The sequence below is a fragment of the Pseudovibrio flavus genome (assembly GCF_009711345.1).
Taxonomy (GTDB): domain Bacteria; phylum Pseudomonadota; class Alphaproteobacteria; order Rhizobiales; family Stappiaceae; genus Pseudovibrio; species Pseudovibrio flavus.
Map to the genome: position 1 here is coordinate 64,338 of NZ_SMMA01000051.1, position 14,340 is coordinate 78,677.

12 protein-coding genes are annotated in these 14,340 nt (G+C 54.3%); 4 read left to right on the top strand and 8 right to left on the bottom strand.

Annotated features, from left to right (window positions below; translation table 11 throughout):
* Nucleotides 1-44 precede the first annotated feature (44 nt).
* The 6 genes from E1162_RS03230 to paaG all read right to left on the bottom strand — a co-directional run bounded on the left by E1162_RS03230 (nt 45) and on the right by paaG (nt 4,619).
* A complete protein-coding gene (locus E1162_RS03230) occupies nt 45-341 on the bottom strand; it encodes a putative quinol monooxygenase (protein ID WP_155126716.1) in 297 nt (98 codons plus the stop codon).
* A gap of 177 nt (nt 342-518) precedes the next feature.
* On the bottom strand, nt 519-1,337 hold the full coding sequence (locus E1162_RS03235) for an SDR family NAD(P)-dependent oxidoreductase (RefSeq protein ID WP_155126719.1): 819 nt from the start codon (nt 1,335-1,337) through the stop codon (nt 519-521).
* An 87-nt stretch (nt 1,338-1,424) separates the two neighbouring features.
* Nucleotides 1,425-2,024, bottom strand: coding sequence for a TetR/AcrR family transcriptional regulator (locus E1162_RS03240; protein WP_155126722.1), 600 nt, complete (start codon nt 2,022-2,024; stop codon nt 1,425-1,427).
* A gap of 30 nt (nt 2,025-2,054) precedes the next feature.
* The gene (paaK, locus tag E1162_RS03245; RefSeq protein ID WP_155126725.1) at nt 2,055-3,365 is read right to left on the bottom strand and encodes a phenylacetate--CoA ligase PaaK; all 1,311 of its coding nucleotides are present in this window, start codon (nt 3,363-3,365) and stop codon (nt 2,055-2,057) included.
* A gap of 25 nt (nt 3,366-3,390) precedes the next feature.
* Nucleotides 3,391-3,822: a hydroxyphenylacetyl-CoA thioesterase PaaI gene (paaI, locus tag E1162_RS03250; RefSeq protein WP_155126728.1), complete on the bottom strand. Its 432-nt coding sequence runs from the start codon at nt 3,820-3,822 to the stop codon at nt 3,391-3,393.
* On the bottom strand, nt 3,819-4,619 hold the full coding sequence (gene paaG / locus E1162_RS03255; RefSeq protein ID WP_155126731.1) for a 2-(1,2-epoxy-1,2-dihydrophenyl)acetyl-CoA isomerase PaaG: 801 nt from the start codon (nt 4,617-4,619) through the stop codon (nt 3,819-3,821). The genes paaI and paaG overlap by 4 nt, the downstream gene beginning before the upstream one ends.
* Nucleotides 4,620-4,810: 191 nt before the next feature.
* Between paaG and paaN the strand changes: the two genes are divergently transcribed.
* Nucleotides 4,811-6,466 (top strand): phenylacetic acid degradation protein PaaN, encoded by a 1,656-nt coding sequence (paaN, locus tag E1162_RS03260; RefSeq protein ID WP_155126733.1) that lies wholly within the window; start codon nt 4,811-4,813, stop codon nt 6,464-6,466.
* A 67-nt stretch (nt 6,467-6,533) separates the two neighbouring features.
* Nucleotides 6,534-8,645: a 3-hydroxyacyl-CoA dehydrogenase NAD-binding domain-containing protein gene (locus E1162_RS19750; RefSeq protein ID WP_371311789.1), complete on the top strand. Its 2,112-nt coding sequence runs from the start codon at nt 6,534-6,536 to the stop codon at nt 8,643-8,645.
* A 177-nt stretch (nt 8,646-8,822) separates the two neighbouring features.
* Here E1162_RS19750 and E1162_RS03270 read toward each other — a convergent pair whose 3' ends face one another.
* Both E1162_RS03270 and E1162_RS03275 read right to left on the bottom strand, forming a co-directional pair.
* Nucleotides 8,823-10,058: a benzoate/H(+) symporter BenE family transporter gene (locus tag E1162_RS03270; RefSeq protein ID WP_257098625.1), complete on the bottom strand. Its 1,236-nt coding sequence runs from the start codon at nt 10,056-10,058 to the stop codon at nt 8,823-8,825.
* Between the two features lie 74 nt (nt 10,059-10,132).
* Nucleotides 10,133-11,488: an FAD-dependent oxidoreductase gene (locus E1162_RS03275; protein WP_155126739.1), complete on the bottom strand. Its 1,356-nt coding sequence runs from the start codon at nt 11,486-11,488 to the stop codon at nt 10,133-10,135.
* Between the two features lie 324 nt (nt 11,489-11,812).
* On the opposite strand from E1162_RS03275, the gene E1162_RS03280 reads away from it, so the two are divergent.
* Together E1162_RS03280 and E1162_RS03285 are read left to right on the top strand one after the other, a co-directional pair.
* Nucleotides 11,813-12,478, top strand: a complete 666-nt coding sequence (locus E1162_RS03280) for a GntR family transcriptional regulator (RefSeq protein ID WP_155126742.1) — start codon at nt 11,813-11,815, stop codon at nt 12,476-12,478.
* A gap of 376 nt (nt 12,479-12,854) precedes the next feature.
* Nucleotides 12,855-14,207 (top strand): globin-coupled sensor protein, encoded by a 1,353-nt coding sequence (locus tag E1162_RS03285; protein ID WP_155126744.1) that lies wholly within the window; start codon nt 12,855-12,857, stop codon nt 14,205-14,207.
* Nucleotides 14,208-14,340 lie beyond the last annotated feature (133 nt).

Sequence of the window (14,340 nt, forward strand, 5' to 3'; positions counted from 1 at the left end):
AAAAATGCCGACCTGTGAGAGGCCGGCATCTTGATCTTTAGCGCTTATGGGTAAACGCGGTTCAGGAAACGACCCGGTACGCGATCTTCGATCAGCGGCGGGAAGTTTTCGCGGAACTTTGCCAGATGTGGGGTCTTGAGGTGCGCGTCAAACGCTTCGCGGGAGGTGTAAACCTCGTAAAGAATGACGGTGTTTTCGTCTTCAGCGCTTACGTTTACGTCGAATACCAGACAGCCTTCTTCATCACGAACGGAGTGTTCAGCGTCTTCGCGAGCAACTTCAAGGAACTGCTCAAGGCAGCCCGGCTTTACTTTAAATTCTGCAATAACGGCGTAGGCCATAAATGGGTGTCCTGCTTCCAGATGGTGGCTGATGGCCCGCCATCGCTGGCAGGTCCTAGGGCTGCGTTATCTAGCGTATATTAGTATCGCAGCTTCCCGTTCCTTCTTAGCGCAGTCTGTTGCAGGCGCAATCACTTACGCCCACTTCGTCACAGTTCTTGGCGGTATGATTGCAATTTATGCGTTCGGGCCAAGCCTGTCTTCGATAATGGCTTGAACAGCTTCAAGCACAGCTTGCGCTTTCGCCTCATCCTGTCCGGCGGGATGGGGGGCAGCAAAGCGGCCAGAGTCATTGTCAAAGTACTTGCCGTGTGCATTTGCGAACTCATCAGAAAGCGCCGCTTTGCATAAAATGCCCGCGCCGATGCTGAGATCGCTGCCAGCAACGCCAAACGCATCCTTCACCATCTTGCTGGCAAGCAAAGAGCCGGGGTTTACTGAAATAAGCATTGGCCCGTTGCCTTTCAGGTTTTCAGCAAGAGCGCTGGTCCACATGGTAAGGGCCAGCTTGCTCTGCGCATAAGCAGCACCATCAGAAAGGGGCTCTTTCCCTTTTAGCGCGTTCAGACTCACTGGTGCTTGGGCTGCGGATGATAACCCGATCACTCGTCCTTTACTGCCAAGCAGGGGCAAGAGCCGCTCTGTTAAAAGGTAAGGCGCGATGGTGTTCACCATAAAGCGGGTGTCGAAACCATCTTCCGTGCGGGTTTGAGGTGTCTTGTAGACGCCAGCGTTATTGAGAAGAACATCAAGAGAAGTGTGGCTGCTGGAAACGGCATCCGTCAAAGAGACCACCTCTGGCAAGCGGGAAAGATCGGCCACATAGGTGGAGAGTTCACCGTCCCCGCCCTGTTCTTTTATTTGCTCGGCTGCTGCTTCCAGTTTGGCAGGGTTGCGGCCATGGATAAGCAGATTGTGGCCCATGCCCGCCAGTTTCTTCGCCGTTTCCAGACCAATGCCGTCTGTTGCTCCGGTAATCAGAATTGTCTTTGCCATGCGCGGCCACCCTCTCCTGTTTTGGTTCGGTACAGGAAAGTCTAGCTGCTAATTAGCAGTCTGGCACTAAGGAAACGTTGGGGGCAGTTAGGCCTTGAGCGTTTGGGAACCGCTGAGCAGCAACTGGGTAGCAAGGTCGGCGTAGCCATCGCGGGTCAGTTCCCCTTCAGGGCGCAGCCAAAGGTAAGACCAGTTGAGCATGCCGAAGAGGCTCATAGTGATTGGCTTAATCAGCTCGCGCTTGCCTTCAAGATGCGGGTTAGCTGCGGCCACTGCATCTGCAAAAATCGCCACCAGTTGACGCTCCAGCGCATAAAGTTCTTGCCGCCTGTCATCATCCAGATACGACATCTCGTTGATTTGCAGTTTGTGCTCATTGTCGGAACCTTCATAGGCCCTCATCAAAGCGCGGCAGAGCGCGTTAAGGCGGGTTTTCGGCTCTAGTGAGTTGTCGTTGGCTTCGCTCACCACATCCACGAGGTCTTGCAGGTGATACCGCAGAATATCGCAGAGCAGCCCCTCCTTGTTCTCGTAGTAGTGATAGAGCAATGCCTTGGAAACACCGCACACGCGCGCGATCTGCGACATGGACGTCTTATCATAGCCCTTCTTTGCAAACTCCAAAGCGGACTTGTGCAAGATCGCCAAGCGTTTCTCGTCGTAATCGGCAGCTCGTGTACGCGCCATGTGCGGGTGTTTCTCCGTTTTAGTAGCGGGTCAATCTGTCGGACGAAGATCGACAATGCGGCGGGCTTTCCCTGCAGAGCGTTCTACCGAGTGTGGCTGGCCCACGTCCACTCTTACCGATATGCCGACGTTGTTTTTCACATGTGTTGCCAGTTCCTTAGCGCTAGCTGCACGTTGCTCATCGGTGTTGAAGCTCTCCCGCGCTTCCACCAGTACCCGCATCTGGTCCATGCGGCCATCGCGTGTCAGCTCTATCTGGTAGTTGGGCGAAAGGCCCTCACAGCGCAAAAGCTGCTCCTCGATCTGGCTAGGGAATACATTCACCCCGCGCAGGATCATCATGTCGTCACTGCGGCCAGTGATTTTGGCGATACGGCGCATGGAGCGGGCAGTGCCCGGAAGCAGGCGGGTAAGATCACGCGTGCGATAGCGGATTACTGGCATGCCTTCTTTAGTTAGCGTGGTGAAGACCAGTTCACCTTCTTCCCCGTCCGGCAGAACCTCTCCTGTTTGCGGGTCGATGATCTCGGGGTAGAAGTGATCTTCCCAGATGTGCGGTCCGTCTTGTGTCTCTACGCATTCGCTGGCAACGCCGGGCCCAAGAACCTCAGATAGGCCATAGATATCGACGGCCTTCATATCAAAGGCTTCTTCAATCTCGGCCCGCATGGCGTTGGTCCATGGCTCTGCGCCGAAGATGCCAACTTTCAAAGAGCTTTTGCGCGGGTCCAGCCCTTGCTTGCGGTACTCATCCAGAATGGAAAGCAGATAGGACGGGGTGACCATGATGATCTCGGGCTTGAAGTCCTCGATCAAGCGCACTTGTCGTTCTGTCATGCCTCCAGAGATTGGAATGACGGTGCAGCCCAGCTTTTCTGCGCCGTAGTGAGCGCCAAGACCGCCGGTGAACAGGCCGTAGCCATAGGCCACATGCACCTTGTCGCCCGCCTTGCCGCCAGCCGCGCGAATAGAGCGGGCCACAAGCGTTGCCCACATTTCGATATCATCTTGCGTATAGCCAACCACGGTCGGTTTGCCGGTGGTGCCGGATGAGGCGTGAATGCGGGCGATCCTGTCTTCCGGCACTGCAAACATGCCGAATGGATAATTGTCGCGCAGGTCTGCCTTGTTGGTGAACGGAAACCGCGCCAGATCAGCAAGGCTTTGCAGGTCATCGGGATGCACTCCGGCATCATCAAAGCTCTTTTTGTAAAACGGCACGTTCTCGTAGGCGTGGCGCAGTGACCACTTCATACGCTCTAGCTGTAGGGCGGCAAGGTCCTCCCGCGCCGCCGTTTCTATGGGCTCCAAAGCCTCTGGTCTGTCTTGTAACTCTAACATTTCCCCTCCCAAATGCGAGTTAGTGCTAGTCTAGGTCTGGTATGTGCTCACCCTTGATGGTGCGGGATGCGCCGCGGAATTCCGCCACCACAGCGCCGTGTTGATTGAGAACACGCACATCCGTCAGGCCATTACGGCCTGTCCGCGATACTTCCCGTGCAATTGCTTCCAGCAGGTCTCCCTCCTGAACCGGGGCAATGAACGTGATGTTGCAGTGCTGGGCGACGGCCCGTTGGTTGTGGCTGTTGCAGCAAAACGCAAAGGCGCTATCTGCCAGCGTAAAGATGTAACCGCCGTGACAGGTGCCGTGGCCGTTGGTCATGTCTGAGCGCACTGGCATTCGCAGCACGGCATAACCTGCGCGAACCTCAACGAGCTCCATGCCAAGAGCGCGGGACGCCTCGTCCGCATCCCACATCACCTTGGCGACGGCCTGTGCCTTTTCGTTGGCCGTCATGGCTTTTTTCCGCTGAACTGGGGTTTGCGCTTCTCCATAAAGGCGCTTACGCCCTCTTTGTAGTCAGGCGAATAGCCAGCCTTTTGTTGCAGGTCGCGCTCCAGATCGAGCTGTTCATCCAGCGTGTTTGTCTCGGATGCATTCAGCGCTTCTTTAATCAGCGCGTAGCCGTAGGTCGGGCCAGTGGCCAGCTCTGCGGCCATGCTACAGGCTTCTTCTTTCACTGCTTCAGCGTCAAAAATCTGCCAAATTAGTCCCCATTCTTGCGCTTGTTCTGCGGTGATTGGCGTTGCCAGCAAGGCAAGAGCGCGGGCTCTGGCGCTGCCGATCAAGCGCGGCAGAAAGTAGGTTCCGCCGGAATCGGGCACGAGGCCGATTTTAGAAAATGCCTGAATAAATTTTGCGGAACGGGACGCCAGAACGATGTCGCAGGCAAGAGCAATGTTGGCACCTGCTCCTGCAGCAACGCCGTTTACAGCGCAGATTACCGGCATTTCCAGCGCACGGAGTTTGCGAACCAGCGGGTTGTAAAGCTGCTCGATCGTGCGGGAAAGGTCCGGCGGCGGTGCGTCGGCGCCTGCCTGCATCCGGTCGCCTAGGTCTTGCCCTGCGCAAAAGCCTTTGCCGTTTCCCGTTAGCACTATCGCGCGGCAGGTATCATCAGCTTCTGCCCGCTCAAGCGCTTCGTAAAGCGCACGGTGCATTTCCTCGTTAAAGGAGTTCAGCTTGTCAGGACGGTTCAGCGTTATGACAGCGTAGCCACCTTTATCCTCATAGAGAACCGAAGGTTCACTCATGTTTTCCCTCCCCAATGCTACAGCGGGCTGTGTCGCCGATCAGCCCGAATACCGCTCTCAAAATTGCTACTTGAATTAATCGACCGGTCGGTCAATTATTGAAGCTAAGTATTGTTACTGTCAACTGTGCGGGAGGCTTTTTGAAGTCAGCAGTTGGCAGAATACGGGATCGGGCATGGGAGGAGGATGTCATGCAGTCATATTTTGAAACCCACAAGCAGACCTTGCTGGATGCGGTCGCAGCGAGCAAAAGCCGTGACCACTGGTCCGCTTATCCTGAGGTTCCATCGGGGAAAATCTACGGCGAAACAGCCAAGGACGACCAGAAAGCTGCGTTCGACGCGCTGCTGGGTAAGCCGTTTGATCTGGGCCAGCCGACAAATGGAAACCGTGTTGGTGCAGAGGTTTCTCCCTACGGTCTAGAGCTTGGCGTAACCTATGAGGATGCAAGCGTTGACCAGCTTGTTGAAGCCTCCAAAGCTGCCGGTGAAGCCTGGGCGAAAGCTGGCGTAGAGGCTCGCGTTGGCCTTGCTCTTGAGCTGCTGCACCGTCTTAACCGCAATTCCTTCCTTATGGCGAATGCGGTTATGCATACATCCGGTCAGGCGTTTATGATGGCGTTTCAGGCTGGCGGACCGCACGCGCAGGACCGTGCGTTGGAAGCGGTTGCCTATGCCTATGATGCAATGGCACAAATTCCGAAGGAAGTGCGCTGGACCAAGCCGCAGGGCAAGCACGATCCTATCGTTCTGGATAAGACTTTCACCATCGTTCCGCGCGGTGTTGCGCTGGCAATTGGCTGTTCTACATTCCCGACTTGGAACACCTATCCGGGGCTGTTTGCGTCCCTCGTTTGCGGTAATCCGGTTATCGTGAAACCACATCCTGCCGCCATACTGCCGCTGGCGATCACTGTTCAGATGGGCCGTAAGCTACTGGAAGAGCAAGGCTTTGATCCAAACGTGCTTCTGCTTGCCGTGGACACTGAGAGCCAGCCGAAGGCCATGGACCTTGTGAACCACAGGGGCGTGGAGATTATCGACTACACCGGCTCCAGCACGTTTGGCCGTTGGGTGCGCCAGAATGCGATGGGCAAGCAGGTCTACACAGAAGAAGCCGGAGTTAACGCGATCACCATCGAATCGACGTCAAGCCTTCGGGCGATGACCGGTAATATCGCCTTCTCTCTGTCTCTTTATTCCGGCCAGATGTGTACTGCCCCCCAGAATATTTTTATTCCCAAGGGCGGCGTTGAAACCGATCAGGGCCACCTCAGCTTCGATGAAATTTCTACAGCCATCGCGACAGCGCTCAACAAACTGCTTGGTGATCCAGAGCGGGCATTGGCGATTTGCGGGGCGATCCAGAACCCTCTCACCATTGAGCGTGTGAGCGACGCGCAGTCCCTTGGGCAGGTGGTCCGCCCATCATCTGCAATTGAGGGTGCAGATGATGTGCGAACGGCAACGCCAGCGTTGATATCTGTCGATGCGAAGGACGAGGAAGCCTACTTGACCGAGCGTTTTGGGCCAGTTGCGTTCCTTGTTGCTTGTGAGGATAGTGCGGACGCACTTCAACGCGCTGCCCGTTCTGCAAAGGAACATGGTGCAATTACCGGCGCACTTTATTCGACAGACGAGGCGTTCATTGACACGGCAGAGGCGGCCTATGCCAAAGCAGGCGCGCCTCTTTCCGTCAACTTGCTTGGCGGCATCTACGTGAACCAGTCGGCGGCGTTTTCTGACTATCACGTCACCGGAGCCAACCCTGCGGGCAATGCCAGCCTGACTGATAGCGCGTATGTGGCGAACCGTTTCCGCGTTGCCACCGTGCGCCGTCAAGTGTAGGTGTAAAAACGTAAGTCGCCTCGCTGTGGTGGGGCGGCTATCGTTTTATTGATTTCAGGAGTATCCGGTGAGCATAACGTCACCTTCATCCGGCACGGTTCACTATAGTGTAGAGCAGGATATTGCCGTTCTTGCTATTGAAAACCCACCGGTAAACGCCCTCAGCAATGCTTTGCGCTCTGCCCTTTTCGAGGCTATCGAGCGCTTCGAGAATGATGAAACCGCTTCAGCCGCTGTTCTATATGGCGTTGGTGCTGGCTTTATCGCCGGTGCGGATATTCGCGAGTTCTCGCTGGAGCCTTGGGGGCCAACTCTTCCAGAACTGATTGCCCGTATTGAAGCCTGCGAAAAGCCGGTGATTGCCGCGCTGCATGGCAACACGCTAGGCGGCGGTGTTGAAGTGGCACTTGCCTCTCACTACCGCATTGCGCAGGAAAAAACACGCCTTGGTATGCCGGAGGTTCACATCGGGCTTATCCCCGGTGCCAGCGGAACCCAGCGCTTGCCGCGCCTGATCGGTTATGATGCCGCAATTGCGATGATAACTGGCGGCCGCCCTGTTAAGGCAAAAGACGCTTTGCAGATGGGGCTGGTTGATGAGCTGACATCCGAGGCGGGGATAAAAGAAGCAGGCATTGTCTTCGCTCAAAAAATAGTGGCGGAAGAACGTGGCCCGCGCCGGCTCGCGCAGGTAGGCGCACCCGCCGCCGATGCGCAGCTGTTCGACACTGCCCGCGCAGAAGTCGCAAAAAAGGCGAAGGGATTGGAAGCGCCCAGCATCGCGCTAGAGATGATCGCCAATGCGGCGCGTATGCCGTATGACGCTGCTCTTGCTATCGAGCGCCGGACGTTTCTTGAGCTGAAAGAGTCTGCACAGCACAAAGCACTGGTGCACGCATTCTTTGCTGATCGGAGCGCTGGCCGCTTACCGGAGTTGAAAGGCGTTGAGCCGCGTCCGCTTTCTCAAGTGGGTGTTGTTGGCGGCGGTACTATGGGCGCGGGCATTGCAACAGCGCTGTTGCTCTCCGGTTTCTCTGTTGTACTGGTAGAACGTGATGAAGCTGGCCTTGATCGCGCGCGCTCGGTAATCACCGCAAACCTTGAGGGCGCGGTTAAGCGCGGCAAGCTCTCAGCTGATGGCCTTGCCAAGCTGACGGGTGAAGCGCTGGTTCTGGCTTGTGAGTATGAAGCGTTCTCCAATGCTGACCTTGTTATCGAGGCGGTGTTTGAAGAGATGAGCGTCAAGCATGACGTGTTCTCCAAGCTGGACGCGGTGTGCAAGCAAGGCGCAATTTTGGCGACCAATACATCCTACCTTGATGTGAATGCCATTGCTGCATGCACGAGCCGACCGCAGGACGTTATCGGTCTGCACTTCTTCTCTCCTGCCCACATCATGAAACTGCTGGAAGTGGTGGTTGCCAATGCAACGGCTGCTGATGTGCTGGCCACCGGTTTTGCTCTAGCCAAGAAGATGGGCAAAGTCGCGGTGCGTGCTGGCGTTTGTGACGGGTTCATCGGCAATCGCATTCTTGCCAAAACCCGTGCGGCGGCGGAAGCGATGATCCTTGAAGGTGCTAGCCCGAAAGAGATCGACAGCGCCATTCGCGGCTTTGGCTTTGCTATGGGGCCGTTTGAAACCGCTGATATGGCAGGTCTTGATATTAGCTGGGCACGGCGCAAACGCTTGGCCGCAACCCGTGATCCGCGTGACCGTCAGGTGGGCTTTGCCGATGCCATCTGCGAGCAGGGCTGGTTTGGTCGCAAGACTGGTTCTGGCTACTACCTTTATGGCAAAGACGTTGCCAAGCATACGCCGAACCCAGATGCGTTGGAGCTGATTGAAGCAGAGCGCGTTGAAAAAGGCATAGCTCAGCGCAGCTTTAGCGCGGAAGAAATTGTCGAGCGTTATATGGCAGCCATGGTCAATGAGGCGGCGGCTATCATCAGCGAAGGCATCGCGCTTCGTCCGGTGGATGTGGACCTCACCCTGCTCTATGGCTACGGCTTCCCGCGTTGGCGCGGCGGGCCTATGCATTACGCCGATGCGGTGGGTGCTGCCAAAATCCTCGATGTCGTCAAGCAAGGTGCGAAGGATGATGATTACTTCTGGCGCACTGCCCCGCTTTTGGAAAAGCTGGCGGAAAGAGAAGCCACCTTTGCAAGCCTGAATGGCTAGGGTTGAGCTAACAGAGCACTGAAACAAAGAAACGCCCCGCAGGTGAACCACTGCGGGGCGTTTTGCCTTTTTTCTTCGGGAACCCGGGGGGAAACGGCCGGGTGTCTGGTTCAAGGAGAACCGCCTTGGGGTGCTGCCTTCGGCGGGGGAGAACACTCCTTGAGCCTTTGCGAAGTATTAGGCTGCAAGACGCTCTTTGAATGCTTTCATGTCAGTTGCGAAAGCAATTGCAACACCACCAACCAGGGACCAGAACGGCGCGGTAATACCAAGGAAGCTTACGCCGCTCAGTGCGATGATGAATGCGAAGAACGCTGCAATCTGGAATGCCTGGGTCTTCTGGAATGCTGCCTGCAGGGAAGACAGGAGCACGTTGACCATAGCAAGACCTGCGATTGTCATGATGAGGGACACAGGAACCAGCTTGAGGAAGTTGATTGCGTAAGAAGAGAACCAACCGAAGGTGAGGCAGATTACACCACATACGATAGCTGCAACGTAACGCTTTTCTTTTTCCGGACCAGAGGTGTCAGAAGCGGAGATTGCGGTCATTGGGCCAGCGATGTTTGCGTTAGGGCCGCCGAAGGTGGAGGTTACGATACCGCCGATACCAGACCAGATGGTCATCTTCTTCACTGGTACGTTGTAGCCTTCGCTCATCAGAACGCCGGTTGCCTGAGCGTTTTCTGCACCAACAACAAGGATTGCGATTGGAATAGAGATCGCGATGATTGCGCCGATGTTGAACTCAGGAGCCATGAACTGCAGACCAAGGTACGTCGCATCGAAGTTTTCGATGTTGGAGTAACCAAGGGCGAAGGACAGGATCATACCGATGATGAAGGCAGGAATGATCGGGGAGATCTTCTTAACCAGCTTCATCGCGATGAAGTAAGCAATAACGGTGATGCCGGAGATAATAGGCAGAGCTTCAACGCCGGAGATAACGCCGGTACCAAAGCGCATCAAAGCGCCTGCAATCATAGCCATGATGACTGGTTCAGGAATGAACTTGATGATGCGGTTGATAAGACCGGAAAGACCAAGACCCAGAACAATAAAGCCAGCAACAAGGTACGCGCCAATTGCCTGCTCTACAGGGTAGAGCTGCAGGGTCTGTGCCATCATAACGCCCACAGGAATGGACCATGCACCGGCAATTGGCTGTTTGGTGGTGTAAGCAAGGAACACGCCCAAGATACCGCCGAAGAACCATACAGAGGTCAACCAGCTGGATACGAACGCGTCCGACATTCCAGCTTCGGTGCCGGAATTGATGATGATGAAAGATGTAGCTACGCAGCCAAAGATAGCGGCGAGGATACCGGCAGATACGTTTTCTGCGTTAATGTCTTTAAGCAGATTGCGCTTTTTAGGATCAGTATCGACAAATTTGCCTTCTTGGATACTCATCACTTTACTCCCAACGATGCTTCGTTTTGTTTTTTGGGCGGACCGCATGTGCCATGTCAGTCCGCCAGACCGGATTAAAGAGCGCTGCCGCGTTCTTTCATGATGGCGCGTACATCTTCACCCTTAATGTCACGGAACTTGACGTCCTGCTTAATGGAGATGTCTGCTGCTACTGCTGCTGCATGGCCGTATTCAAAGCACTGTGCGGTTACGCGGGCAGAAGCGAGTGCTTCGTGCTCGGCGCACAGGTTGCGACCTGCAACGATGATGTCTTCACCGACTTCAGGAACGAGGGTCAGGTAAGGGATCTCGTAGTAGTCGTTGTAGAGCCAGTGCAGTTTTGGTGCGCTTGCAGAATGCAGCTCAATCGGCCACGGGCTGCGAACGACGCCGTCATCGCACTTGCGGCATTCCACAACGTGCTCGTTGGTCAGAACCTTCACACCCTTGATGGAGCGGGTCTGGCGTACACCAACTTCCGTACCGGTGTCAAAGAGATATGCGTCCTGACAGCCTGGAACGTGCTCGCGGAAATAACGCTCGTACTCCCGGGTGGAGCGACGGCCGTAGATCTCAGCTTCAGTGCGGTCTACAGGGTTGATAACGTTAAGAACGCGTCCGTCCTGACCTGCAAGGCGGGTGGTGTTCATCATCAGCACGCGGTCGTGGGTGGATGGGAAGACCCAAACCTTGTTGCGTGGCAGAGAGTATTCGCCGCTTTCGTTCTTCTCGGTCAGATCCTTGATCATTTCCGGCGGGCAGATGGTGTCGCCCTTGAAGTATTCAAGGAATGGCTCCATGTCCACGTTCGCCATGCGGAACATCATGGTAGGGTTCTGAATGACGCCGTTGTCGCCGTAGTAGAACTCGAAACCAGCGCGGGCGATAACTGCCGCATCACCGGTCGCATCAATGAACTTCTTTGCCTTAATCAAGGAAGTCCCTGCGGAAGATTCCACTTCAACAGCGCGAACTGCGTCGCCGTCCATTACAACACCGGAAATAATGGTGTGGTACAGACATGTCACGCCAGCTTCCAGCAGCATATCATCAGCAACTTCGCGCCAGATGATAGGGTCGTGGGTGTGTACGTGGGTCTTGCCGTATACCTGTGGCTCGGTCAAGCCGCCGCGTGCTTCCATACGCTGACGGAACTCCTCGGTGAAGCCGTATACAACCTGCTCAGCGCCAGTGGTCGGGTCTTCTTTGCCGTAGTACATACCGCAGATGGTTGCGGAAAGACCAGCAACAGCTGCGCCACCACAGAAGCCGTTTTTCTCGATAAGCAGGGTTTTCTGGCCCAAACGGCCAGAGGTTACAGCCGCTGCCACACCAGCAGGGCCGCCGCCGCAAACAACTACATCATAGCTATCGAAGATTGGGGTCTGACCATCATCGGCAACAACGCCGTTCAGTCTCCACTTTTCCATTTCTTCTTCTCCCGTTCTCGCTTCTTTTTAGGAGCAGATACGGCGCTTTTTTTGATATGTTATACGCCGAAAAATGCTCCGTCAGGGCTCTTATTTTGGCCGTTATTGCTATGAATAATGGTCTTAATGGCCCGTCTTGAACTTACTGATATGGCAGCATGACATATTACGAAAGTTAGGGAATCTACTGTCTTGGGGGTTTCCCGCCTTGCAGGTACTGAGAGATAGCGGCAGAAAACAGCGCATTTTGAAGAATGCTGTAGAACGAGTTTACTCAATAAATGAGTAAGTTAGCGCAGAGTGTGAAAGGCTAGAAAAACAATAATGGAAACTCTTGCAGAGCAGGCGCGTGCTTCAATAGAGCACATGATCATTTTCGGAAAACTCGATTCTAACCGCCTGTATTCAGAAAATGTTCTGGCTTCCATGTTAAATATTGGCCGAACACCAGTACGAGAAGCCCTCCAGCGACTGGAACATGACAAGATGCTTGTCATTCACCCTCGCAGAGGCGTCCAAGTGCCCGAAATTACTGCAGAAGAACAGTTGAAGCTTTTGGAAGTAAGGCGCTGCATCGAGCCGAACTGTCTTCGCGTCTGCGCTATCAGAGCGTCGGCAGAAGACCGCAAGCAGCTTCTTGATATGGCAGATATTATGATCGCTTGTTCGGCTGCAGAAGACGACATTGGCGTATTGGAAGCACTGCGCGGAATTCATGATCTGATCGCAAAAGCGACAGGAAATGAATACTTTGAGCAGGTGATGGGTACAGTTCAGGGCATGTCTCGCCGGTATTGGTTCGCCAATAAAAGTCGCGGTGAAGGCACAAAAGGCGGCGACCTGCACAAGGAAATTGCCAAGGCTGTCGCGTACGGCGATTCTGATATGGCAGAAAAGTGCTCCAAGGATTTGTTGAACTATCTTACAGAATTCACGTTCCGCACTATGAAACAAGAAGCCCCTGCCTTAACCACTGCCATTGGAGACTAATCAACAGCTCAAAAGCTGTATGTCAGAGCGTTTAGATAACAGAATCGTTTCTTTAGGTGCCATAGCGGGTTCGGCCTCTGCTATGGCACACGATTCATTTTGCTTACTGCGATGCTGAATGGTCTGCGCGGCCATCAGGTGCCCTGAATTCACAGTTTCATCTCTCCTAAATTGGCTAATCTGCGGGTCTTTTGATAACTGCGCAGTTTCCTTGGGAAAAATCGATAATTTTGCCGTCGCTGCGATTATCAATAATGCTGCACTGCGATTAGCACTTGGAATAATTATCGATAATTTTACCTAGTTATTTGCACATAATTAACCTTAGGAGCTTCCTCCTAGTGGAAAGTTTGACTGTGCCGAACGGGGGGCAAGTATGTCTTTTGACGCAAACACACTAGGAACACGGCTGGCGTTTCACGGTATTGATGAAGCCACACGCAAGACGCTTAAGGCCAACCGCGATTTCATTATGTCTCTATTGCCCAAAGGCTTGGACGAATTCTACAAACACGTAGCGCGTTTTCCTGAGACAGCCAGTTTCTTCAAAAGCCCCGAACACATGGCACACGCCAAGGAAATGCAGCTCAAACATTGGGCTTTGATTACCGAAGGCACCTTCGATGCGTCTTATGTGGCGTCCGTTACCAAGATTGGTGAGGTGCATAACCGCATTGGTCTGGAGCCGAAGTGGTACATCGGCGGTTATAACTACCTTCTGTGTGGCTTGCTTTCTGCTCTTGCCGCAGGTAAGAGGCGCGGCTCCCTCTTCCGTTCCAAGAAAGGCAATGCGGGTGAAATCCAGCAGGCAGTTACCAAAGCGCTGATGCTCGATATGGATTTTGCCATTGCAGTTTATACCGAGGAAGGCCGTAAGGAGCGCCGTGAGACGCTGGACCAGCTCGCCAGTACCTTTGATCAGAAAATCGGTAGTATCGTCTCCACGCTCTCCGATGAGGCCGTACAAATGAAATCTGCGGCTGAAGATCTGACGCTGACGGCAGAGCATACTGCAACGCAGGCAGATATTGTTTCCACCGCCTCTGGTGAAGCAAGCGCCAACGTACGTTCTGTTGCTGCTGCGACCGAAGAAATGTCTGCGTCTGTTCAGGAGATTGGTCGTCAGGTGTCAGCATCGGAAGAGATTACAGTACGTGCTGTTGGTCTTGCTAACGATACGGTGACCAAGGTTGGCACTCTAGCAGAAGCTGCTAACAAAATTGGCGTGATTGTCGATCTTATCAATAACATCGCAAGCCAGACCAACCTCTTGGCGCTTAACGCCACCATTGAAGCCGCTCGCGCTGGTGAAGCAGGCAAAGGCTTTGCCGTTGTTGCGCAGGAAGTGAAGTTGCTTGCCGAGCAAACTTCGAAAGCGACTGCCGAGATCAGTTCCCAGATTGATGGCATCCAGCACGCTACAAACGATGCTTCTGACTCCATCGCCAGCATTGCCGAGGTTATTGGCCAGATCAACGAGATTGCCATGACCATAACAGGCGCAGTGGATCAGCAGGGTTTGGCAGTTCATGAAATTGCCGGCAACATCCAAAAAGCTTCGCAAGGCTCCGATGATGTAGCAAGCACAATCGGCGGTGTCGGTCAGGCAGCGACAAACACCGGTAGTTCTGCTTCGCAGGTTCTTTCGTCTGCGGAAGAGCTGGCCGTTCAGACCGAGCAGCTAAGTGTTGAAGTGCGCGAGTTTCTTGAAAGCGTTGCGGCAGCGTAGGGTACGCCTGCAATAGTCAGCTCTACATTTTGATTGCAAAAAAGCGGGGCAAGGGCCCCGCTTTCTCGTTTTTAAAGCCTTTCGGGTGGAAAGGGCCTTAAGCCTTTGCGTTTTTGACCAGAGCGGCGGCGCG